18 protein-coding genes and 1 tRNA gene are annotated in these 23,972 nt (G+C 45.9%); 7 read left to right on the top strand and 12 right to left on the bottom strand.

Translation table 11 applies throughout. The features are described from left to right. Positions 1 to 16 precede the first annotated feature (16 nt). The 3 genes from PBAL39_RS10285 to PBAL39_RS10275 all read left to right on the top strand — a co-directional run bounded on the left by PBAL39_RS10285 (position 17) and on the right by PBAL39_RS10275 (position 5,562). Positions 17 to 3,370: a SusC/RagA family TonB-linked outer membrane protein gene (locus PBAL39_RS10285; RefSeq protein WP_008241006.1), complete on the top strand. Its 3,354-nt coding sequence runs from the start codon at positions 17 to 19 to the stop codon at positions 3,368 to 3,370. 12 nt (positions 3,371 to 3,382) lie between these two features. Beyond that, the gene (locus tag PBAL39_RS10280) at positions 3,383 to 4,711 is read left to right on the top strand and encodes a RagB/SusD family nutrient uptake outer membrane protein (RefSeq protein WP_008241005.1); all 1,329 of its coding nucleotides are present in this window, start codon (positions 3,383 to 3,385) and stop codon (positions 4,709 to 4,711) included. Between the two features lie 89 nt (positions 4,712 to 4,800). Continuing rightward, entirely contained in the window at positions 4,801 to 5,562 is a 762-nt protein-coding gene (locus PBAL39_RS10275; RefSeq protein ID WP_008241004.1) for a LytTR family DNA-binding domain-containing protein, read from the top strand. On the opposite strand, the gene PBAL39_RS10270 is transcribed toward PBAL39_RS10275, so the two are convergent. The 8 genes from PBAL39_RS10270 to PBAL39_RS10235 all read right to left on the bottom strand — a co-directional run bounded on the left by PBAL39_RS10270 (position 5,563) and on the right by PBAL39_RS10235 (position 17,049). Beyond that, positions 5,563 to 7,551, bottom strand: a complete 1,989-nt coding sequence (locus PBAL39_RS10270) for a heavy metal translocating P-type ATPase (RefSeq protein ID WP_008241003.1) — start codon at positions 7,549 to 7,551, stop codon at positions 5,563 to 5,565. Positions 7,552 to 7,615: 64 nt separating this feature from the next. Beyond that, a complete protein-coding gene (locus PBAL39_RS10265) occupies positions 7,616 to 8,839 on the bottom strand; it encodes an efflux RND transporter periplasmic adaptor subunit (RefSeq protein ID WP_008241002.1) in 1,224 nt (407 codons plus the stop codon). Between the two features lie 6 nt (positions 8,840 to 8,845). Further along, entirely contained in the window at positions 8,846 to 13,255 is a 4,410-nt protein-coding gene (locus PBAL39_RS10260) for a CusA/CzcA family heavy metal efflux RND transporter (protein WP_008241001.1), read from the bottom strand. Between the two features lie 73 nt (positions 13,256 to 13,328). Continuing rightward, positions 13,329 to 13,643: a hypothetical protein gene (locus PBAL39_RS10255; RefSeq protein ID WP_008241000.1), complete on the bottom strand. Its 315-nt coding sequence runs from the start codon at positions 13,641 to 13,643 to the stop codon at positions 13,329 to 13,331. 58 nt (positions 13,644 to 13,701) lie between these two features. Beyond that, on the bottom strand, positions 13,702 to 15,234 hold the full coding sequence (locus PBAL39_RS10250; protein WP_008240999.1) for a SulP family inorganic anion transporter: 1,533 nt from the start codon (positions 15,232 to 15,234) through the stop codon (positions 13,702 to 13,704). 111 nt (positions 15,235 to 15,345) lie between these two features. After that, positions 15,346 to 15,633 (bottom strand): chaperone modulator CbpM, encoded by a 288-nt coding sequence (locus PBAL39_RS10245; RefSeq protein WP_008240998.1) that lies wholly within the window; start codon positions 15,631 to 15,633, stop codon positions 15,346 to 15,348. Positions 15,634 to 15,645: 12 nt separating this feature from the next. After that, positions 15,646 to 16,536, bottom strand: coding sequence for a DnaJ C-terminal domain-containing protein (locus PBAL39_RS10240; RefSeq protein WP_008240997.1), 891 nt, complete (start codon positions 16,534 to 16,536; stop codon positions 15,646 to 15,648). Between the two features lie 27 nt (positions 16,537 to 16,563). Further along, positions 16,564 to 17,049: an Lrp/AsnC family transcriptional regulator gene (locus tag PBAL39_RS10235; RefSeq protein WP_008240996.1), complete on the bottom strand. Its 486-nt coding sequence runs from the start codon at positions 17,047 to 17,049 to the stop codon at positions 16,564 to 16,566. 328 nt (positions 17,050 to 17,377) lie between these two features. Here PBAL39_RS10235 and PBAL39_RS10230 point away from each other — a divergent pair, with 328 nt between their 5' ends. The 3 genes from PBAL39_RS10230 to dinB all read left to right on the top strand — a co-directional run bounded on the left by PBAL39_RS10230 (position 17,378) and on the right by dinB (position 19,806). Further along, entirely contained in the window at positions 17,378 to 18,244 is an 867-nt protein-coding gene (locus PBAL39_RS10230; RefSeq protein ID WP_008240995.1) for an RNA polymerase sigma factor RpoD/SigA, read from the top strand. A gap of 195 nt (positions 18,245 to 18,439) precedes the next feature. Then, complete coding sequence (locus PBAL39_RS10225) at positions 18,440 to 18,616, top strand: hypothetical protein (RefSeq protein WP_008240994.1); 177 nt, start codon at positions 18,440 to 18,442, stop codon at positions 18,614 to 18,616. A 92-nt stretch (positions 18,617 to 18,708) separates the two neighbouring features. Further along, positions 18,709 to 19,806, top strand: coding sequence for a DNA polymerase IV (dinB, locus tag PBAL39_RS10220; RefSeq protein WP_008240992.1), 1,098 nt, complete (start codon positions 18,709 to 18,711; stop codon positions 19,804 to 19,806). 173 nt (positions 19,807 to 19,979) lie between these two features. Here dinB and PBAL39_RS10215 read toward each other — a convergent pair. The 3 genes from PBAL39_RS10215 to PBAL39_RS10205 all read right to left on the bottom strand — a co-directional run bounded on the left by PBAL39_RS10215 (position 19,980) and on the right by PBAL39_RS10205 (position 22,225). Beyond that, positions 19,980 to 20,053 (bottom strand) — tRNA-Arg (locus tag PBAL39_RS10215). Positions 20,054 to 20,305: 252 nt separating this feature from the next. Beyond that, on the bottom strand, positions 20,306 to 21,676 hold the full coding sequence (locus PBAL39_RS10210; RefSeq protein ID WP_008240991.1) for an exonuclease domain-containing protein: 1,371 nt from the start codon (positions 21,674 to 21,676) through the stop codon (positions 20,306 to 20,308). Positions 21,677 to 21,823: 147 nt separating this feature from the next. Further along, positions 21,824 to 22,225 (bottom strand): OsmC family protein, encoded by a 402-nt coding sequence (locus PBAL39_RS10205; protein WP_039866422.1) that lies wholly within the window; start codon positions 22,223 to 22,225, stop codon positions 21,824 to 21,826. Positions 22,226 to 22,381: 156 nt separating this feature from the next. On the opposite strand from PBAL39_RS10205, the gene PBAL39_RS10200 reads away from it, so the two are divergent. Next, complete coding sequence (locus tag PBAL39_RS10200; RefSeq protein ID WP_039866388.1) at positions 22,382 to 22,630, top strand: hypothetical protein; 249 nt, start codon at positions 22,382 to 22,384, stop codon at positions 22,628 to 22,630. A 44-nt stretch (positions 22,631 to 22,674) separates the two neighbouring features. Here the strand turns inward: PBAL39_RS10200 and PBAL39_RS10195 are convergent, their stop codons facing one another. Next, positions 22,675 to 23,946, bottom strand: coding sequence for a nucleoside recognition domain-containing protein (locus PBAL39_RS10195; RefSeq protein ID WP_008240985.1), 1,272 nt, complete (start codon positions 23,944 to 23,946; stop codon positions 22,675 to 22,677). Positions 23,947 to 23,972: the final 26 nt, after the last annotated feature.

Genomic DNA, 23,972 nt, shown 5'->3' with positions numbered 1-23,972 from the left:
ACAACTAATAGGGGATATGAATAAACAATTACTTTTAATACTGCTGCTGTTGGGCTTCGGGCTGACAGGTTTCGGGCAGGAGCAGCGTACCATCACCGGTAGGGTTGTGGGAGCAAAGGACGGTCTTCCCATTCCGGGGGCATCCGTTTTTGTGGATAAGGCCACAATCGGAGCGCAAAGTGGTGTTCCAGGAGTGATCCAGAACTCCGCCATTGGCACCATGACTGGTACCGACGGAAAGTTCAGTCTGAATGTTCCTGCAGGAACAAAAACGATCCGTGTAAGTTACCTGGGTTACAGTTCAATCGCCATTAACATTGAGAACAAAGCTGATTTCTCCATCCGTATGGAGAGCAATGACAATGCGTTGAGCGAGGTGGTGGTGAATGGATATACAAACATTGCAAAACGCAAGAATACAACAGCTACGGCGCTGATCGAGTACGATAAAATCCGTCAGACAGGGGTTTCTGGTGTAGATCAGATGTTACAGGGGCAGGTTGCCGGTGTGAATGTCACCAACATCAGTGGTGGCCCTGGTTCGGCACCAAAAATCAGGATCCGTGGAACAGCCTCATTAAATGGCGGCCAGGATCCGCTATGGGTGCTGGATGGGATTCCTTTGGAAGGAACAAACCTTCCTGCTATCTATGACAAAGACAATATTGATGCTTTGCGCAACCTTCCTATTGCGGGATTGAACCCAGATGATATTGCTGACATCACGATCCTGAAGGATGCAGCCGCTACGGCTATTTATGGTGCCAGGGCTTCTAATGGCGTGATCGTTATTACGACAAAAAAAGGGAAAAAAGGTCCGACGGCAATTAATTTCAATGCAAGTACCTTCATTGCGGAACGTCCGGATTTCGACAAGCTGAACCTGATGAATGCTTCAGAGAAAGTTGATTTCGAACTTGCCCTGGCCAATCGTGCCGACCTGACTTACAGAGATAATCAGGGCTCCATTGCAAGAATACTGAATAACAATAATGAGCTTGCGAATTACCGTGCGAATGGTTTTGCTGCGCTGAGCCCGGCAACACAGGCTGAGATCAATAACCTCAGACAAAACAATACCAATTGGGGCAATGAGCTTTACCAGTCTGCGGTAAATCAGCAGTACGGCCTGAGCCTTTCGGGCGGAAGTGATGCCGCCAACTATTATTTTTCTTCAGGTTACTACAACGAAAAAGGTACCACCAAGGAAACTGGTCTTGAAAAGTATAATGTTACGTTGAAAACCGATTTTACGATCTCACCGAAGCTTACCGCTGGAGCTGCATTGTTCGGATCAAAAACCAATCGTAAGAGTTACCTGACTGAAATTGATGCACGTACCAATCCTTCCAATTACTCCAGGAATGTAAATCCTTATCAAACCGTGAGAGATGCCAATGGTAATTTTGTTTACGATCAGGACATCTTCGGGACAAGCAACCTGACTGGTGATGTTTATCTTCCGTTTAATGCGGTCGAAGAAAGAGAGAACACACGTTATGGTCTTGATAACAGCAGTCTCAAGGGTGTTTTTGATTTGAATTATCAGGTATATAGTGATTTAAAATTAAGTACACAGCTGGGGCTACAGTTTGAAGAAACCGGCGCTGAACGTTATATGGGAGTGAATTCTTACGCAGGACGTAAATTAAAGGAATCTACAAGATATTATAATTCGGCAACCAGGAAGTATGAGTACTTCCTTCCAGCAGGTGGTGCAATGCAGAATGACAAAACTTCTCTTTTTCAATACAACTGGAAAATGATGGCGGAATACAGTAAGGTGATTGCTGATAAGCATGAGATTGAAGCTGTTTTAGGAACAGAATTGAGAAGAAATAAAAATACCGATCTGACGACCAGGGCATTTGGATTTAATGAACAGACGTTAACAAATTCGAATATTGTTTTCCCAAATGCTGACTTTGCCGGCTATGAGAGCTTCCGTACTTATAGAAAGGGATTCGTAGAGAATGCATTTGCTTCTATTTATGGAACGTTGTCTTATACCTACGACCGTAAATATACCGTATACGGAAGTATCCGTTATGATGGCTCAGATTTATTTGGTGTAGATCCGAAATACAGGTACCTGCCGATCTATTCTGTTTCGGGAGCATGGAATGCCTCAGAGGAAGATTTCATCAAAAACATCAAAGTGATTTCTAATCTCCGTTTACGTGCTTCTTATGGATTGCAGGGGAATGTCGACAAGAACACGTCACCAAAGATTATTGGACGTTATGATGACGTGACGATCTTACCTGGTGGAACAGAGACGGCTGTAATTGTGACCAGCCCTCCAAATGATAAATTAAGATGGGAAAAGACTTCTACATTCAATGCTGGATTGGAACTGGGGTTATTCAATAATGCTTTGCAGGTAACGGTAGATTATTACAACCGATATGGTAAGGATCTGATTGGTTCTCAGGCATTGCAACTTGAAAATGGGTTTGAGTTTACCAACTCCAACTTCGCCAGGATCAGAAATAAAGGATTGGAGCTGAGCGTTTCTACGAGAAATATCAGTACGAATAAATTCAGCTGGTCAACGGATTTCAACATCAGCCATAATAAAAGTAAGGTGTTGAGGGAGAATGTTGCTTCAAATCAGCGTACCCCATCCAGAGAAGGTCTTCCGGTGAATTCATTGTTCGTACTTAAGACTGCTGGTTTGGATGCCAATGGTTTGCCTTTACTGGTTAAAGATGGACAGGTATTGAGCATTGAGGATTTCTACCAATTGTATGATCCTTATGCAGATTTCTTCCCCGGTGAAGCTGCGGAAACGAGACTTACTGCTGATCAGTTCAAGGATTTGTATACCTATGTTGGAGATCGGGACCCTAAATTCACAGGAGGATTAACCAACCGGTTCCGTCTGGGGAACTTTGATCTGGCGGTGACTGCAATATTTAATCTTAACCAGTGGGTGATGGCAAGGGCTCCATATAATCCTGCTGCATTTGACCGTGGTCAGAATTTCTCCAAAGACCTGTTAAGTGTGGTGACACCAGGAAGCGGCAGTCAGCTACCGGCGATCTTTGGAAAAGATACGTATGAAGATAGATGGATGGCATACTATTATTTAAATAATGGAGACACCGGATCATCTTTCAGTAATCTTGATATCTACGCAAAAAAAATGAGCTATGTTCGCATCAACAGTATGCGTATGGGATACACACTGCCTTCAGCGATCGCAAAAAGGATCAAGGCAAACAGCATTAGATTTAGTGTAGAAGCAAGAAATCCATTTGTATTTGGTTCCAGCTACAAAGGATACTTTGATCCTGAGACCTATGGTAACATTTATTCACAGCCGATTACCAAAAGCATTTCTTTTGGTTTGAATGCAACATTTTAATCTAAAATACTCATGAATAAGATCATAAAATTAGCAGCCGTCGCACTTGTTGTACTTTCCGCAAGCAGCTGCAAAAAATATTTGGATATCGAACCGGCAGGGCGGGTGATTCCTAAAACAACGGAAGATTTCAGAGGACTGCTTACTTCAGCTTATAATTTCTTTCCAGCCCATAAATCACTGCTGGCGGTACGCACGGATGAGTTGTTAATGGACGAATATGCCACTGGATTCCCTGCATATAAGGATATCTATGCCTGGAATGATAATGATGCAGACGGGCTGACTAGTTCAATGCCCTACACAGCGTTTTACACGTCAATATTCAACGCAAACCATGTAATTGCAGAGGTAGAAAAGGAGGCCGGTGTGAGTCCTGAAACTGCGCAGATTAAGGGAGAGGCTTATTTGCTGCGTGCATACGCTCACTTTGAGTTGTTAAACCTATATGCAAAACCTTATAACGCGGGAACGGCGGCTACAGATCGTGGTATCGTATTGTCGTTAGCTATAGACCTGGAGCAGAACTACAAAACAGCTACCGTTGCAGAAGTATATGCACAAATACTTGCGGATATCGAGGCAGGCAGGCAATTGTTGAATGTCACAAATTTTGATGCTGGATTTAACTATCGTTTCACCAAACGTGCCGCTGCAGCTTTAACCGCACGGGTATACGAGTTCAAGGGTGACTGGGCCAATGCACTTGCCTCAAGCCAACAGGCACTTGCCCTGAACGGCGACCTGGAAGACCTGAATGTGACAGGAGCGGTGTTGCCGAACAACTACCGTTCAAAGGAGAACATCATGTCTATGGAAAAGGCTTTTGATGCCGGAGTTACGAATACGTCCATGATCTCAGATCATCTGCTGAATATTTACGATCAGGCAAACGACCTACGTTATCCCATGTATTTTGGAAGAGCTTTTGGCAATACTGTGTCTTTAAAGGGTGCATTCAATGAAAATAAGATCTCTTTCAGGAATGGGGAGTTGTACCTGATCCAGGCGGAAGCTGCATTGCAGTCTGATAACCTTGCGCTGGCACTGAAAAGCCTGCTGGATCTGAAGGTGAAACGCCTGAAGCCAGCTTACTATCAGACGGAAGCTACGCGTATTTCTGCATTGGCCAAACCGGCCCTGCTTCAGGAGATCCTGAATGAACGTGAAAGGGAACTGGCATTGGAAGGCCACAGGTGGTACGACCTGCGCAGGTATGGACAGCCTGAACTGGTACACAGCTTTGAGAATGGAAGCTCTTATACACTGCAGAAAAACGATCCGAAGTATACCATCCGGTTCCCGAGGGAGGCCGTAGCCAACAACCCGAACCTTCAATAACTACATTTAAAGATTGTTCCTTTGAACTCCGGTCTGCATTTTCGCGGACCGGAGTTTTTTTTTACATTTACAGGGTAGGAAAAAATGTAATGAGGGTATTAATTATTGAGGATGAAGATCTTGCTGCAGATACATTGCAGAGCACCCTACTGGAGATCAATCCTAATATTCAGGTGCTGGCGATCCTCGGTACTGTTGAGTCCGCTGTAGCGTGGCTCAAAAAAAACAAGGCAGACCTGCTGTTCATGGATATCCACCTTGGAGATGGGGAAAGTTTCCAGATTTTTCAGCAGGTAGAGGTGAGCAGTCCGGTGATTTTTACAACGGCGTACGATCAGTATACGTTGAAAGCTTTCAAGAATCAGGGCATCGATTATTTACTGAAACCCTTTGATGAAGAGGATGTACGTGCTGCGCTGTTGAAGTTGAGCAGCATCCGCAAGGGATCAGCCCTGAACCTGCCGCCTGTGCAGCAAAAACCTCCCGAACAAACTGTTGCTTTAAAAATCAGGAACCGTTTTATGGTGAAGCTGGGCAAGCTGATCAAGACCGTTGGCGCTGAAGATGTGGCCTATTTCATGGCGGATGACAAGTACCTGTTTCTGGTGACCCACGACAAGCAGAATTACATCATTGAGGAAACGATTGGGAGTCTTGAGCATCAGCTGGATCCTGCAGAATTTTTCCGCATCAACAGGAAGTTCATCGTCAACATCACCGCGATCAAAGAGATGTACAAGCTGTCCCGCAACCGCGTCAGAATTGTATTGTCCCCGGCCCCTCCGACGGGCACAGAGGCGGTGGTCAGTGAAGAAAGGGCCGAGGATTTTAAACAATGGTTAAATCAATAGTTACCTGATTTTCAGGTTTTGAATGCGTACTGCGTTCAGGATGGCCAACAAGGCTACACCTACATCAGCAATAACTGCTTCCCATAAGGTCGCCACGCCACCGGCACCAAGGCCTAACACGATTAACTTCACGGACATCGCCAGGACAATGTTCTGCCAGACCACATTCCTGGTGAGCTTGCCGATTTTTATGGCATCCACGATTTTCGAGGGCTGGTCATTTTGGATGACGATGTCTGCGGTTTCTATGGCCGCATCACTTCCCAGGCCACCCATGGCCATTCCGGCATCCGCAAGGGCAATCACGGGTGAGTCATTGATGCCATCACCTACAAAAGCAATCCCTTTTCTTTCCTTTTTTACCAGTTCCAGCTGATGCACTTTATCTTCCGGCAAGAGGTCTCCAAAAGCGCGGTCTATTCCCAGCTGAGCAGCAATTTTATCAACCACCGATTGCTTGTCGCCGCTAAGTATGACGGTCAGGATGTTGAGGCTGCGCAGTCTTTTTATGGTTTCTGCCGCGTCCTCCTTAAGCTCATCGGCGATGGTAATGTATCCGGCATACTTACGGTCGATAGCAACGACCACCACGGTACCTTCGGTTTTATCGACTGTGTCAGGGTAGCTGATGCCGAATTTAGTCAGTAGTTTGGTGTTGCCGGCCATGACCTCGCGTCCATCGATTTTCCCTGACAGACCATGTCCTGGGATCTCTTCCAGGTCTTTTATATCCTGTTCCGTGGTGCCCGCGTATTGAAGGATGGCCGTAGCAATCGGGTGGGTAGATTTACTTTCCAGTATTGCGGTGAGGCGGACAAGTTCCTTGTCGGAAATTCCGGTAGCATGGATTTGCTGCACCTTAAAAATCCCTTTTGTCAGTGTACCCGTTTTATCCATCACGACGGTATCCACCCGGGTCATCACATCCAGAAAATTCGATCCCTTAAATAGGATGCCATTTCTGGAGGCCAGGCCGATACCACCAAAGTAACCCAGGGGAATAGACACCACCAGTGCGCATGGGCAACTGATGACCAGGAATACGAGGCCCCGGTAAAACCATTCTTTAAAACTGTAATCGGTGAGGAATAACATCGGCAGAACGACTACCAAAAAGGCCAGCAGGAACACAATAGGGGTATAGACCTTTGCAAAACGGGAGATGAACAGTTGTGTCTGTGATTTTCTGGCGGTGGCATCCTGTACCATTTCCAGGATTTTGCTCAACTTGCTGTCTTTGAACAATGCCTTGACCTGTACTTCAGCAAGTTGATTGAGGTTGATCATACCTGCAAATACCTGATCACCTTTATTTTTGCTGTCGGGTTTACTTTCTCCGGTTAATGCGGCGGTGTTGAAGCTGGACCCTTCGGAATGAAGGATGCCATCAAGCGCAACCTTTTCACCTGCTTTTATTTGTATGATTTCATCAATGTCCACTTCGGATGGAGCAACCTGGGTCACTTTGCCGGACCTGATCACGTTAACGCTATCCGGCCGGATGTCAAGCAGGGCTTTGATGCTATGTTTGGCCTTACTGACCGCGGCATCCTGGAACCACTCTCCAATGGAGTAGAAGACCATTACGGCGACACCCTCACTATATGCACCAATCGTGAAGGCACCAATGGTGGCAACGCTCATCAGGAAAAATTCGTTAAAAAAATCCAGGCGCAGGGCTTTTCGGAAGGAAAGGAGCAGCACATCATAACCGGCAAGCAGATAAGCGGGGACGAATATTGCCAGCTGAATGTATTTGCTGAAGGTGATGTGGAAGCCATATTCCAGGACCATCATCACAATGATGACCAGCAGGGCGGTAAGCAATGGCCAGTGGGAAAGCCAGCCTTCTTTTTCCTGACTGCCATGATCATGGTCGTGGCCATCATGGTCATGGTCGCCGTGATCGTGTCCTGCTGCTACATCGGTAGACTGGCTTTTACATTTGGGATCTTCTTCTTCTGAACAACAATGTGAATGTTTTGACATGCCTAATGATTTTAAAGCGATTGTAACGTTAATGACGGATATTTTCAATTCTCCAGGTCGTGGATTAATGATCGTGTTCTGCAGGACCTGAAGACTTAGACTGCAGATAAAAAGCACCTTTAGTGACCACCTGAGTATGCTCAGGGAGTTTCTCAATTGGAGTAATGCTAATATAACCCAATTCTGTCACTCCTGAAACTACTTCAATTTTTTTAAAATGTGTTTCCTGTGGTTTGTCGGTACCGGATTTACCTCCATTTCCGTGTGCTTCCTCATCGGCAACAATAAAAATATATTCCTTGCCGGCAGATTTTACCACCGCATCGACAGGTACCACGGTGGATAGGGCATTGCCGACGCTGATGAGTCCGGTGACATACATTCCGGGGATGAGGTTGCTCATAGGATTACTGATGACGGCATGAACAATTAATCCTTTGGTGTCGTTTTCAAAGGATTTGTTGATGCCATTCAGCACCCCTTCGATCTGCTGGTTATCCTGGTTGGTCAGTCTGAAGCTGACATGCTGGCCGATTTTCACTTTGTTGAGGTCCTTTTCATAGACAAGGAGGTCGGCATGGATCTTCGAGTTGTCGACGATGTCCATCAGTGAATTTCCGGGTTGCACGTAGGCACCGGTGGTGACGGAAATCAGTCCGATGGTACCGGAGATGGGGGCAATAATGGGGATCTGCGAGGTGATGTTGCCACTGCTTACACGGGCAGGGCTGATGCCGATCTGGCGTAGTTGTGATTCCAGTGCCCTGATGTGTGATTGTTCTGTCTGGTAGTTTGCTTCCGACTGCTGAAAGGTTTTGCCGGTACCAGCCCCTGCGGCCTTGAGTTGCTGCTGGCGGCTATATTCTGCTGCGACAAAGCTGAATCCACTTTTCGTAGAGAGGTATTCCTGTTGGAGTTTGATCATTTCCTGATTTTCCATGATGGCCAGCGTTTGTCCTTTTTTAACTTTCTGGCCTTCCAGAACGACTATTTTCCTGATGATGCCGCCTGCGAGGACATTTACTTTCGCCTCATTCTGCGGAGGTACCGCGAGTTGTCCGCTGGCCTTCACGACGGCGGTAAGGTTCTTCTGTTCCACTTTTCCGATCTGCAAGTCGATGGCTTCCATCTGTTGTGCCGAGAGGGAAAGCTCTGCTTCATGCGCGTCGTGGTGACCCTCAGCCTCCTCCTGGACCGGCTGTTTTTCCGGTCTCTCGCTGCAGGAGGAGAAAGCCGTGCTCATGATGACAATTAAAATGAGGCTGAATAGTTTATGGTATGTTGTCATGATATCTTATTCTCCTTTGATAAATGCCAGTTCAATGGCAGTTTGATTGAATTGATTCAGCGTTTCAAGGTAGCTGATTTTACTTTGGATGGCTAGTGCTGTATTTTGTATGTACTCCATGTACCCGATCTCGCCGAGGTCAAAAGACACCTGTGCAATGCGCAGTTGTTCATCCGCCTGTCTGGCTCCCGTGGTTTGGTAATAGCTGAGCATCTGGCTGGCATTCTGGTATTCCTGGAGCTTTTGCTGATACTGGAGGTCGAGCTGGTTCTGAGCCTGCTGGCGTTCATTTGAAGCAAGTTGGGCTGCGATTTTTTCTGACCTCACCTTTGCGCGTCCCGCCTTATTAAAGACAGGTACGGCTACGCCCAGCTGAATGCCAGCGATACGGGTGCCTGGAGTGTAATCACGGTTGAGGTTTGCAGGATCAAACGAACGGATCACAAGCTGCTGACTGTAGCCGAGGCTAAAGTCCGGCATGGCACGTGACTGCTGCAGTTTGACCCTTGCCGCAGCCAGTTCCACCTGTTGTCCGTAATAAGCGATCAAGGGGTTGCTGCTGGTTGCGATGGTATCTGCATCCGTTAAAGTCAGCGGTTTTAGTTCCTGAACGGTGGGCTTCAGTGGCCGTTTTTCATTCATGAGTTGCTGGAGCTGGAGTTCCTGTATTTTCAGTCCCGCTTTTGCAGTGTTTTTTAATGATTGTACTTCCTGATACTTGGTCCGCGCGGTCATGAGTTCAAGGTTGGAGGTTTCGCCGGATTTGAACCTGACTTCTGCTTTATCAATGAAAGCTCCATATATGCTGTCCTGAAAGTTCAAAACTTTGAGGAGCTGCAGGTAGTACAGGTAGTGATGCCAGGCCTGTCTGGTATCGCGGATGATTTCCGATCTGGTATAGGCACCGGATTTTTCTGACAGCGCGGTTTGTAGTCCAAGTACTTTTCGCTGGTTGTGGTAGAGGCCAGGCCAGGAGAAGGTTTGGGTGACATTGATCGCATTGTCGTTTCCGCCGCCACTCGTTGGATCCTGGGCAATGGAGAACTGCGTTTTCTCGGGGTCAAAACCACTTTTTTCCAGCATTCTGGCTTGGTCAGTGCTGAGCGACAGGGATTTTACCTTCAGGTTGTTTTTGAGGACAGATTCAAGGACTTCATCCAGACTCGTTATTGGATGTCCGGTGTTCATGGCAATGGCCTTTTCTACGGTCTGGGCCTGTGTGCTCTCTGGATTTCCCATCAGCAAGAACACAGGCATTAGGAAGGCCAGTATTGTCCTCGAAACTGAGCCTGCTGATGAGCCGGATTGTTTACCGGTAAACAAGAGGTACAGACATGGGAGGATGAATAAGGTGAGTAAGGTGGCTGAAATCAGTCCGCCGATGACTACTGTTGCCAGTGGTTTCTGTACTTCTGCACCTGCACTGCCGGAGAGGGCCATCGGAAGAAAACCTAAGGAGGCTACAGCGGCGGTCATGATGACCGGGCGGAGGCGCACTCTGGTACCTTCCAGTACACTTTGGTATGGATCTGTCATGCCCTGTGCTTTCAGCTGGTTAAAATAACCAATGAGCACGATGCCATTGAGTACTGCCACGCCAAAGAGCGCAATGAACCCCACGCCAGCGGAGATGCTGAAGGGCATGTCCCTGATGAGCAGGGCAAAAACGCCGCCGATTGCCGAGAGTGGCACGGCGGTGAAGATGAGCAGGGTCTGGCTGAACGATCTGAACGTAAAATATAACAAACCCATGATGAGCAGCAGGGCTGCAGGAACCGCAATCGAGAGTCTGCTTTTGGCTTTAATGAGATTTTCAAACTGACCACCATAACTAATGTAATATCCGGAAGGCAGTTTGAGCTTTTGTTGCAGGAGCGGCTGTATTTCGGCCACCGTGCGTTGCACATCCCGGCCACTCACATTAAAGCCTACATAAATCCTTCTTTTGCCATCTTCCCTTGAGATTTGTGCGGGAGCATTTTTGAGGGCTATGGAAGCGATCTGGTTGAGTGGTACCTTGTTACCAGAAGGCAGGGGGATATACAGGTTCTCAATGCTGGAGATGTTTTCGCGGAGGTCGCGCTGCAGACGCACGACCATTTCAAATCGTTTTTCACCTTCGAAGACAACCCCTGCAGTATGCCCTGCAAAGGCGGTGCTGAGCAGGTTGTTGACTGTGCTGATGGACAGTCCATATTGTGCGATTTTATCACGGTCATATTCGACGACGATCTGTGGGAGTCCGGTTACCTGTTCTACGAAGGGCTCGGTTACACCGGGAATGTCCTTGATCAGTGCTGCGACCTTTTCGGCCTGTTCGCTGAGGATCTCCAGTTCATCACCATAAATTTTGATGGCGACATCCTGACGGACACCCGTCATCAGCTCATTGAACCTCATCTGCATGGGTTGAGTAATTTCTACGCTGACGCCGGGCAGGATGGAGAGGGCCTCCTCCATCTTTTCACTCATCTCCGTTCTGCTGTGTGCAGATGTCCAGCTTTCTTTGGGTGCCATGGCCACCATCATGTCGCCACGTTCAACAGGCATCGGGTCTGTAGGGATCTCGGCGCTGCCGATCCTGGTGACCACCTGGCGCACCTCAGGGAACTGCTTTTTGAGGATTTTTTCAGCCTTGCCAAATGTCTCCACAACCTGTGTCAGCGAGGTGCCCTGCGCCATGGCAATTTCAACAGCCAGATCACCCTCTTCCAATTGTGGGAGAAATTCTCCGCCCATATTCAGAAACAGGCAGATGCTGAGCACAAAGAGAAGAGCAGAAAGTGTGACGCTCAGCTTTTTGAATTGAAGCACACGGATGAGTGCAGGCTGGTAAATGCGGTGCAGTGCATCCATGATGCGGTCGGATATATTTCTTTTATGAGTGGTTTGCTTGCTCAGGAAAAGTGAGGTCATCATAGGCACGTAGGTGAGCGAGAGGATGAAGGCGCCAATGATGGCAAACACCACAGTTTGGGCCATTGGCTTAAACATTTTCCCTTCAATGCCTACGAGTGACAACAGGGGAAGGTAAACAATGAGGATGATGATTTCCCCAAAGGCAGCACTGTTCCTGATTTTTGAAGCGGCGGTATACACTTCCTTATCCATTTCCTTCTGGGTCATGGCCGGCAGGTTAGGGGCAGCATTGATGCTGCTGAGTCTGAAAATGATGGCTTCTACGATAATGACGGCACCATCTACAATGAGTCCGAAGTCTATGGCACCCAGGCTCATGAGGTTACCGGACACGCCGAACACCTTCATCATGGAAAAAGCAAACAGCATGGATATGGGAATAACCGAGGCTACGATCAGCCCTGCCCGCCAGTTGCCCAGTAAAAGCAGCAGCACGAAAATCACGATGAGGGCGCCTTCAATCAGGTTTTTCTGTACTGTACTTATGGACCTGCCAACAAGCTCAGTACGGTCTATGAAGGGCTCAATAACAACGCCTTCGGGTAATGAGGCCTGAATCTGAACGATGCGTTCCTTTACGTTTTTGATGACCTCATTAAAGTTTTCTCCTTTGAGCATGAGGGTGATGCCGGCAACGACTTCACCTTCACCATTTCTGGTGACGGCGCCATAACGTGTGGAGTTCCCGAACTGTACGGTGGCGACATCCCGTATCAGGACGGGCACCGAAGATGGGTTTTTGACGACGATTTTCTCTATGTCTGACAGTGTTTTTACCTGTCCGAGCCCACGAATGGTATAGGAGTTACTTTGCTGCTCAATGTAGGAGCCACCGGTATTTTCATTGTTGTTCTCCAGCGCCTGGTAAATGTCGGCAATGGTAATGTTCAACGAATTCAAGCGGTCGTTGTCGAGTGCAATTTCATATTGTTTGACGTAACCGCCCCAGCCGCTTACTTCAGCAAGGCCTTTAGTACCTGCGAGTTGAGTTTTTACCACCCAGTCCTGCAAGGTCCGGAGGGTGGTGGCGCTGAATTTGTCCTCATATCCTTTTTTAGTATGGAGCACATACTGATAGATTTCGCCAAGGCCCGTGGTGATGGGGGCCAGGGCTGGAGAAGAAAGCCCACTGGGGATGTTGGCTTCGGCTTCCTTGAGCTGCGCAGCAACTTGCTGTCGCGCCCAATAGATGTCTGTATCATCCTGAAAGACAATGGTGATCACAGAAATCCCGGATCTGGATATTGATCTTTTTTCGATCATTTCGGGAATATTGGACATGGCCAGCTCGATGGGGGCAGTGATGAACTGCTCCACTTCCTGGGCACCAAGGCTTGGCGCCTGGGAGATGATCTGTACCTGATTGTTGGTGATGTCCGGGACTGCATCAATGGGGAGCTTTGATAGTGAATAGACTCCCCAGATGATGAGCGCCAAGGTCATCAGTATAATGGATAATTTATTCTTTATAGAGAATAAAATGATCTTGTTAAACATGAAAAGATGCTTTTGGTGGTCAACTAATTGTTAAGAAATGCGCTGAAGCAGAGATCAGGCATTGTAAATACAATCAGACCAGCTGAGGCGGCTGCCAGATGTCACCAGGGAAAAGGATGACACGTGCTGCAGGAATTTCAATATATTGAATTTCTTTTCCCGGAGCAGCATTGGTATTGAGCAGCTCAATGGAAGGAGTGATGGCAAAGGACTGGCATGCACCACAATGGAAAAATGGGGAACAGGCATGTGGGTTTTCATTGGAGTCACAATCCCTGGATTGGCTGACATGCTGTTCAGTGCCGGTAGGCTTAGCTTCATCATCACAGCATGGCCACACCGAAAGGGCGACGACGAAGATGGTGAATAGAAAAGCCAGATACCTCATACCGCAAACTTAAAGATTTTTCAATAGGAGTGTTAACAATTGACTGATTATTTTAACATTACCCAACGGCTACCTTATAAGTTGGATCTTCGAGGATATTTACGGTGATGACCTCTGACGCATTTTTTAGCAGTGTCTGGCAGTCTTCACTGAGGTGTGTGAGCTGCAGTTTCTTTCCTGCTTTCTGATAACGTTCGGTCAATTTATGAAGGGCATCAATGCCTGACATATCGGCAATCCTGCTGTCTTTGAAATCGATGATGACCATCTCCGGATCTTCGTCGACGCTGAATTTTTCGTTGAAGGTCGCGACTGATCCAAAAAACAGGGGCCCGTAGATTTCGTAGTGTTTGACACCATTTACATCGATGTATTTTTTTGCACGGATTCTTTTTGCGCTTTCCCAGGCAAACACAAGTGCGGAAAGGATGACGCCAGTCAGTACTGCCAGCGCGAGGTTGTGCAGCCAGACAGTGATCACCGCAACTACAATGCCCACAAAGATGTCCTGTGCAGGCATTTTGTTGATGATCCTGAAACTCATCCATTCAAATGTGCCGATGGCAACCATCATCATCACCCCTGTTAAGGCTGCCATGGGTAGTTTTTCGATAACCGGTGCCCCGCAAAGAACGATGAGGAGTATGGTTAGTGCCGCCACAATTCCAGAGAGACGTGCCCTGGCACCAGCATTCAGGTTCACAAAAGTCTGCGCGATCATCGGGCAGCCACCCATTCCAGAGAAAAATCCATTCAGGAGGTTAGCACTACCCTGAGCGATACATTCTTTATTGCTGTTGCCTTTGGTCTGGGTGACTTCATCGACAATGTTCAATGTCAGGAGGCCTTCTGTTAATCCTACTGAAGCCATGATCACTGCATAAGGGAAGATGATGGTCAGCGTTTCCATGCTGAAACTGATGGATGGGATATGAAATGGCGGGAAACCACCACTTACTGCGGCGATGTCCTTTACGGTACGGGTGTCGATTTTAAGGAAGAACACCAATAGGAATACGACGATAATCGCCGCCAAAGATGCGGGAATGGCTTTGGTGAGTTTTGGAAAGATCAGGATGAGTGTGATGGTGAGCAGCACCAGGCCGATCATGAGGTATAGGGGATTTCCGCTCATCCATACCAATTGTCCGTTGATCAATGTTTTGAACTGTTCCAGTTGAGCCATGAAGATAATTACCGCAAGGCCATTTACGAATCCAAACATCACCGGCTGAGGCACAAGGCGTATGAACTTGCCCAGTTTGAGGAGGCCGATGATGATTTGAATGAGTCCGGCCATAGCGACAGCTGCAAAAACATATTCAATGCCGTTGGATTTCATCAGTGCAATCAATACCACTACCGTTGCACCGGCGCCACCAGAGATTAAGCCGGGGCGGCCGCCAAAGACAGCTGTCACGAGTCCCATAATAAAGGCTGCATAAAGACCCATTAATGGAGGGAAACCAGCAAGGATGGCAAAAGACAGGGATTCTGGCATCATGGTCATTGCCACGGTGAGGCCTGCAAGTATTTCAGTTTTGTAGTCGATTTTTTTAGTGAAATCGAACAACGGTTGGGAAGTCTTCATGAATACGGCAAAAGTAAAATTAGTTTTCTACAATTCCGCGGTCCGGCATTAAATCGTTTATAAATGGAATGTGTTGAACTTCTTAATGATAGAATGATGTTGGTTGAGTATTTATTGATGAAACTGTAGTTTTTGCTGTAGTAGGTTGAGTTCCTGCTGCATGAGGATCATCTTCTGCAGCAGGTGCCTGATGGCGTCAATGCCTTCAATATTAATGTTGAGGTCGTAGTACAGATGGATGTATTTTTCCAGCTCAGCGAGCTGTTCGTGATGAATATACTTTTCTTTTTCCTTCATGGTCAGGACGATGACGCCTGAATCTTCCAGTTCGTCGATAAATACGGGATCAATGTGATAGTTGATACAGCATTCCGTAATGGTGATGAATTGTGTTTCCATAGCTCATGATGTTTAATTCCCCTGTTGCAGCTCGCGGAAAAGTGCAATTTGTTTTTCATCGAGGTCGGTGGGTATTTTGATCTGGTAGGTAATGTACAAGCTGCCAACTTCGCCTTCTTTTTTATAGACTGGAAAACCCTTTCCCTTGAGGCGTACTTTCGTGCCATTCTGGGTGCCTGCGGGAACTTTGAGTTTTACCTTGCCGTCGAAAGTATCTACCATCACCTCTCCACCGAGTACCGCAGTGTATAAGTCAAGTTCCTGATTACTATAAAGGTCATTGTGCAGTCTTTTAAAGGTACTGTCTTCGCTGATGTGGATGGTGATGAAGAGGTCGCCTGCCGGGCCTTTGTTGGTGCCGGGGCCGCCATGTCCGCTCAATTTGATTGTTTGCCCATCGGCAATACCTGCGGGGATGGTAATCCTGATGTTTTTGCCATTTACCGTCAATGTTTGTTTGTGCGTACTGAAAGCATCCCTCAGGTTGAGTTTCAGCTCTGCATTGTAATCCTGGCCTTTATACCGGGGGCTTCCGCCTCTTCCGGCAGCGCTGCCGCCAAACATGGATTCAAAGAAATCCGAAAAATCGCCGCCACCGAAGCCGCCGCCCGAAAATGGGTTCTGCCCACTGCCGCGCGACCGGGATTGGGACTGGCCTGCCTGTTCATATTGTTCAGCATTTTTCCAGTTGGTTCCATATTCATCGTATTTTTTACGCTTTTCAGGATCGCTTAAAGCCTCATTGGCTTCGTTTATTTCCTGAAATTTCTTGTTTGCCGCCTGGTCATTTGGGTTAAGGTCGGGATGGTACTTCCTTGCCAGCTTTCTATAGGCTTTCTTGATGTCGTCCTGCGAAGCTTTTTTGTCAATACCCAGAATTTTATAATAATCTATAAATGCCATATCTCTGTTACGCTACTAACAACAAATTTAAGGTATTAGTTTTAGGTTTGCTACAGGATAACCGATGTCATGTTTACTTTCTGACAATACGGTATCAGTATGTATTGCAGAAAGGTTGGTCAGCTGGCCGAGCTTATGCCGCAGAAAGTTGTGGTAGCTCCTCATGTCAGCAACGCAGACCTTCAGCATATAATCATATTGGCCCGTGATGTTGGCACATTCCAGGACCTCCGGAAATGAATGGATGGCTTCTTCAAAAGATTTGAGCGATGGATAGGTATGCTCTTTTAGTTTGATGTGGATGTGGGAGATCAGGCAGGTGCCAATCTGTTCGTGGTCTATGACAATGGTGTAACCTTTGATGATCCTGAGCTGCTGCATCCTTTTTATACGGTCAAAAATAGAGGATGAGGAGCGTTTTAAACGTAATCCAAGCTCTTTATTGGTGAGTTGGGCATTTTTCTGCAGCTGCAGAAGGATCTGATAGTCTATGTTATCTAAATAAAACGGCATAACTTTTATCAAAATATTTACTTAGTGTACATTTTATTGTTTTGTTTTATGGGATGCTCCTTCGAATGTACTTTAATTTGATTAATTTGAGGTTGTTTTTGCTTGTGTTATTTTAGATAGTGTATTGTTGTTGTTTTTTTTGCGCTTTGGTTTTACGGCAAATTATATTCTGTTTTGAAGAGTGATAGTGGGTTGTAACCTATAAAATGATAGATGAACAAGTTGAAAACCGCATCATTTCCTGAAATAAATTAAGTAAATGTATTTATCGTTTTCGCTTACGAACTTTGCGTAAGTCGTTGAGGAAAATTTAATAGGTTTAATGCGGATGAGACAGATTAGGATATCGAAATCAATTACCGATAGAGGGGGAGATTCACTGGAGAAGTATTTAAGTGAGATCAGTAAAATAGAGTTGTTGAATGTGGAGGAGGAGGTTCGGCTGGCCTCCATTGTGCGTGAGGGAGATCGGGCTGCCCTGGATAAGTTGGTCAGTGCAAATCTCCGCTTTGTGGTATCAGTGGCGAAGAACTATCAGGATATGGGCTTGCGTCTTGCAGACCTAATTAGCGAGGGGAATTTAGGGCTGATCAAAGCGGCATCCCGTTACGACCATACGAAGGGGTTTAAGTTTATTTCTTTTGCAGTCTGGTGGATCCGTCAGTCGATCACTTATGCCATCGCGGATCAGCACAGGATGATCCGGCTGCCAGGCAACCAGATTGTAGGCATTACCAGGCTGAACAGGACGTCTGATCTGCTGGAGCAAAAGCTAGAACGAAGGCCTAGTCTGGAGGAAGTTGCTGAAGCGCTGGATCTCCCGGAGACAAAGGTTGTGGATTACCAGATGAGTGCGTTGAAGACCACATCGCTGGATATGCCGATACTGTTGGGAGAGCCCGGTACAACATTCGGGCATATGATCAGGAATTCGGAAGTGGAGGCGGCCGATGCGGTGCTGGACCGGCAGTCGCTGGCGGAGAATGTCAGGCGGCTGCTGAGTATCCTTCCTCCGAGGGAGCAAAAAATTTTGTCTTTGTATTACGGGCTTGGTGGAATGCCGCAGACAAGGCTTGAAGATATGGTTCCGGTGTTTCATCTGAGTAAGGAGCGGCTACGGCAGCTCAAAGATAAGGCGGTGAAGACGCTTAAAGCATGTTGTTCGGAGGTTCCAATGAGCGGTTTTTTCAATTAAAACAGGCGTTTGATAAAAGAAAAAGCACTTTTTTATCTAAACGAAATAGCCCTTTAAATAGCTTTGGAGAGTGGAAAGTTTGCTTATCGATTGAAAAATGCAGTGTTGTCAAAAATATTCGTTTGGTGGAAATCCAATAATTATTAACTTTAAAGCGTTATATCATATATTTACAATCTTAAACGAAAGAAAAACATGGAAAAATTCTCGAAACTTAAAGAACTTATTGCAAGCGTTGAAGCTGATGCAGACAAATTTTATAATTCAGGAAATGGTGCTGCAGGTACAAGAGTACGTAAAGCAATGCAAGATTTAAAAGGTCTTGCTCAGGATATCCGTACTGAAGTTACTGAGAAGAAAAATGCGAAGTAATTAATATACTTTGATTGATTTGAGAGGCCTGCAATTTTGCAGGCCTTTCTTGTTTAAGGCGTATTTTTTTTAATTTTAATGCTTCAAAGGTTATGGATCAGAAGGAGCAACACAAACAGCGTAAGATTATCCACATTGACATGGATTCATTTTATGCTTCTGTGGAGCAGCGGGACAATCCATCACTGAAAGGAAAGGCCATTGCTGTTGGCGGATCGCCCGAGGGACGGGGAGGTGTTGTGGCTACTGCAAGTTATGAAGCACGTAAATTTGGTGTCCACTCGGCTATGCCCTCAAAGCGGGCTTTACAGCTTTGTCCTCATCTGATTTTTGTTTACCCGCGTTTCGCAGCTTATAAGGAGGTGTCCCGGCACATCCGGGAGATATTCAGGCGTTATACAGATTTAATTCAGCCCTTGTCACTGGACGAGGCCTATCTGGATGTTACGGAAGATAAGCTGGGTATCGGATCGGCGATCGACATTGCTATGGAAATCAAACAGGCGATCAAAGATGAATTGAACCTGACCGCTTCTGCCGGAGTATCTATTAATAAGTTTGTGGCAAAGGTAGCCTCCGACATGGATAAACCAGATGGGCTCACTTTTATCGGTCCCTCGAAAATTGAAAGGTTTATCGAGCAGCTACCGGTGGAGAAGTTCCATGGTGTGGGTAAGGTTACGGCGGAGAAAATGAAAATAAGAGGCCTGCATAAAGGTGCGGACCTCAAAAAGCTGACGGAGGGGGAGCTCGTTCATCTGTTTGGTAAAAGCGGCCATTTTTTTTATAAGATTGTCCGGGGCATTGATCACCGGCCTGTTCAGGCCAATCAGGAGACGAAATCCATTGGTGCTGAAGATACTTTTTCCGAGGACCTGGAGCTACTAACAGAGATGAATGAGGAGCTTTGTAAAATTGCGGGAACAGTTTGCAACAGGATGGAGCAACATCGACTTTACGGCAGGACGCTGACGATCAAGATTAAATTCAGCGATTTCAAACAAATCACACGTAGCCGGTCTTTCTCGGAGCCCATCAGGGAATTGGATATGATCATTTCAATTGCGGAGGCATTGCTGGTCGCGGCTGATATTTCAGGCAAGAAAGTGCGATTGCTCGGTATTTCCATTTCCAACTTTCTGCGTCCTGAGGAGTCTACAGCGAAACTGTATCAACCTACGTTGTTTTAATTGTTTTGAGGATGAGGAGGACCCGGTAAACTACGATATCATGAGTTTAGTTTGTAATATATGATGCAGGCCCTGAAGTTGATCTGCAGTGAGCCCCTGGCAAACATGGGGGCTTAAAACAAAAAAAAGCCGACGTCTGGAGCAACGTCGACTTAATTAAGAAATGAATCTCGTACACCCAATAGGATTCGAACCTATGACCTACGGTTTAGAAAACCGTTGCTCTATCCAGCTGAGCTATGGATGCGTTTTCCTCTTGGAGCGCCAAAGATAGAAGTAAAAATCAAAAAATCAAAAAAAATGTTGCTCAAATATCTTCGGTAAACCTCTGTCTAAGACTGATAGGCTGCAAATAAAGCCCGTCTAACTAGAATTTATTTTTTAACATTTTGTCGGTTAGGATATTAGCTAGTTTGTGTGTTTTTAAGTTTTTACTGAGGGGATCGAAAAAAAATATATAAAAAAAAATCAGACTTGGCTGGATAACTAATTCAGGCGATTAAATCGCTATTTTCTTTTGTGGGAATTGTTCAGTATGCGAAAAAATGATGTGCATGATATAATCATTGGAAGGATAAGGTTTCAATACTGATTTCAGCAGTCCCGGTTCATTGATGTCTGAATATTGGGAGATATAACCCATACCATAAAACTTACCTTCTTCCACCAGGATGCAGCTCTGTTCGTCATCTGTTCTTCCCTGATCAATCAGTGCGAAGGTCGGTAGCATGGATTTCAATTGTTTAATGGCAAATTTAACCCTGACATTATAGGATGCTGCAGATTCCTTTCCAATGCAAGCACCACTACAGTTCCCTTCTGCCTGCGCTGTGCAGGCAATCCTGTTCTTTTGTATGTAACAGAGTTTTTCGCAGAGCAGGTGTTCTTTGATTAAGGTTTTGAGGGTGTTGTGGCCTTCAAGTATCGTATTGAAACTATATAGGGCGGGAACATTATGCCTGTACTTATCAATTCCCAGCCTCATGTACCCACGTTGATCTTCAAAAGTAAATATGGCGTATTTTTGCTCATAACGTTTCATAGCGCGGTTGTTATCAGGCCAGTAGTGTTTGATTTCTGCAGCCTCGAGTATGAATGCCATCAGCTCGGTACCGCAAACTTCAAAATCAACCATATAGATGTTTTTTAGAAACTCCTGCCTTTGTCTGCCACTGTTGTTTCCGCTAAAATGTGAACAAACACGCTTTTTAATGTTTTTGGCTTTTCCTACATAAATTACCTTTCCTTTTTGATCCTTAAAGTAATACACTCCGGATCCGGATGGCAGGCGGTCTACCTGTGCACGTGGTAAATTTGGCGGTAAAGCCTGTTCTTTGGAGCTTACCTTTAAAGATTGCTGGATAATACCTTCGCTGTCCTTGTCAAGCAGCAGTGTCAGGAGTTCCGCAGTGGCAGCAGCATCACCACCAGCCCTGTGCCTATTATTGAGTGAGATATTTAATGCAGCGCATAATTTTCCGAGACTGTAGGAACGGTGTCCAGGGATGATTTTGCGGCTCATTCTTACCGTGCAAAGTTTTCTACACGACAGCTCGTAACCACATACGCCAAGCTGATGTCTGATAAAAGAAAAATCAAAATTGACATTATGGGCAACGAAGATCTTATCATGAAGAAGTTGGTAAACCTCTGCGGCAACCTGGTTAAAGGAGGGAGCGGTCTCGACCATCTCATTACTGATGCCGGTTAAGGCTTCAATATGGGCTGGAATATACTGTCCGGGATTGATAAGGGTTTCATAATTCTGCACTATGGAATGCCCGTTGTGCACCAGAATGGAAATTTCAGTAATCCCGTTTCCTGATGCGTGTCCTCCGGTGGTTTCTATATCTACTACAGCGTACAACATGAAATTGAAAACAAAATGATTATTTCTGTAAATATGCTAATAAAATTAGTATAAACTCAAGCTAAATCAAATAATTAAATTTAAACAACACTAAATCAGGTTCTTATTCAATAAATGGTAAGTCAATCTATTTTTTAGCAAGCCGAATCAGAAAGTCTGTATTCTTATTGGGTTGCTCAATAATTTGTGGATGGGGCACTTGTCTGCAATTTGCATCAAGCGTTCCTGTTCTGCGCCCGTGAGTGTGCCGGTCAGGTGGATTTTTCTGGTGATGGTTGTTTCTTTATTCATTTCCTCTTCAGGACAGATCGCCAGCTCTATTTTAATGTGTTCCAGTTTTAGCTGTTTCCGGTCGGCATACATTCTGATGGTTATGGCCGTGCAACTGCCAAGACTGGCCAGTAACAATGCCCCTGGCGCCATCCCCTCATTGCTGCCCCCCAGTTCCTCAGGTTCGTCCGCATAGATAAAATGTCCGTCTGCATAGATTTTGGTCCTATAATGTGATCTGTCCAGCTCTGTAATTGCTGTTATTTGTTTAGTTGACATGCTCATTTTAATTTATGTTTGAAGATAAGGTAAAGTAAAAGGACTGCAAAGGCCTTATTCGTATAAGTTCCTTTACAATAATATAATTGTACCTTAAAGCAGGTTAAACATTTTAAAATGATATTTGTTACATCCAGACCTAACCTGATATAAATTATGCTTAGTAGCTATCTCAACTTCCACTTAAACGTTCAAGGCAAACCGGTAAGTGGCTTCTGTATGCGGATTCAGGATGATTTTCATGAAACCTATGCCGTGATTTTAGACGGATATCATTCTTTCTGTGTATGGCTGGATGCCAATAGTACCTGGCATTCTTCAAGATATACAGGAGTTGAACCGGGAATACTTGACCAGATCATCAACAAATTGTCGTCAAGTAAATCTGCTGAAAATCTGGTATAACTAAAAACATATCAGATGTTTAACTCCAGGTGGTGTATTGATCACTATCCGAAGAACAAGTAACACAGGCCAATTGCGGTGCAGATGCCCACAAGGTCTGCCAGCAGCATTGCACCTACTGCATATCTGGTATTTTTTATGCTCACTGCTCCAAAGTAAACTGCAATGACGTAAAATGTAGTGTCTGAAGATCCCTGAAGTATACTGGAAAGTCTACCTGCAAATGAGTCTGCTCCATGGGTCGTCATGGTATCTATCATCATTCCTCTGGCGCCGCTTCCACTCAGTGGTTTAATGAGTGCTGTAGGGATTCCGTCTATAAACCTTGAATCGGCACCAAGAAAAGTACATACCTGCTTCATGGCATCGATGATGATGTCAAATGTGCCGCTGGTACGCAGGAGACTGATGGCCACGAGCATGCCCACAAGATAGGGGATGATCCTGATGGCAGTATCGAATCCTCCTTTGGCACCTTCAACAAAAGATTCGTACACATTAATGTTTTTATAAAGTCCTCCCAGTACGATCAGAAAAAAGATCAAGAGCAGCAGTCCATTGCTGAGAATTCCCGAGAAAGACTGCAGTTCAGCAACCTGTAAATGCGTGAGGTAAAAGACCAGGGCTGCGATTATGGCAGAGATGCTCAGTACCCAGACGAGGATTACTGGTTGGAAAACGTTGATTTTCTGTTTGAAGGAAACAATAAACATGGCAGCCATGGTTGCTACAAAGGTCGCAATCATGCAGGGGATGAAGATGTCTGTAGGATTTGCGGAATTTAGAGAAGCCCTCACTGCGATGATGCTTACTGGTATTAACGTAAGTCCGGAGGCATGAAGGCACAGGAACATTATCTGTGCATTCGATGCAGTGTCTTTATTGGGGTTGAGTTCCTGCAGGCTTTCCATGGCTTTCAGTCCAAAAGGAGTGGCCGCATTGTCGAGCCCCAGCAGGTTGGCAGAAAAGTTCATGACCATATGGCCCGTTGCGGGATGTCCTTTAGGAACTTCGGGAAAAAGTTTTGAAAAGAAAGGACCGATGATCCTGGACAATAACCTGATGCCACCGGCTTTTTCAGCAATGCTCATAAAACCCATAAAAAGGGCCATGATGCCGACGAGCTTCAGACAGATGTTTACCGCCGTCCAGCAGGTTTCAATGATGCCATCTACCTTTAACGGATTACCCGCATCATCTGCTTTTCCAATGACCATCCAGTTGAAAATATCACTCTGCCCGAAAAAGAAACATTTGATACTTGCCACCACTATTGCAATGATGATGAATGCGGACCAGATTCTGCTTAATGCCATGGATTGATTTTCGGGTTAACCTTGAT

The organism is Pedobacter sp. BAL39, assembly GCF_000170795.1.
Taxonomy (GTDB): domain Bacteria; phylum Bacteroidota; class Bacteroidia; order Sphingobacteriales; family Sphingobacteriaceae; genus Pedobacter.
This window is presented reverse-complemented; position numbering and strand designations above follow the sequence as displayed.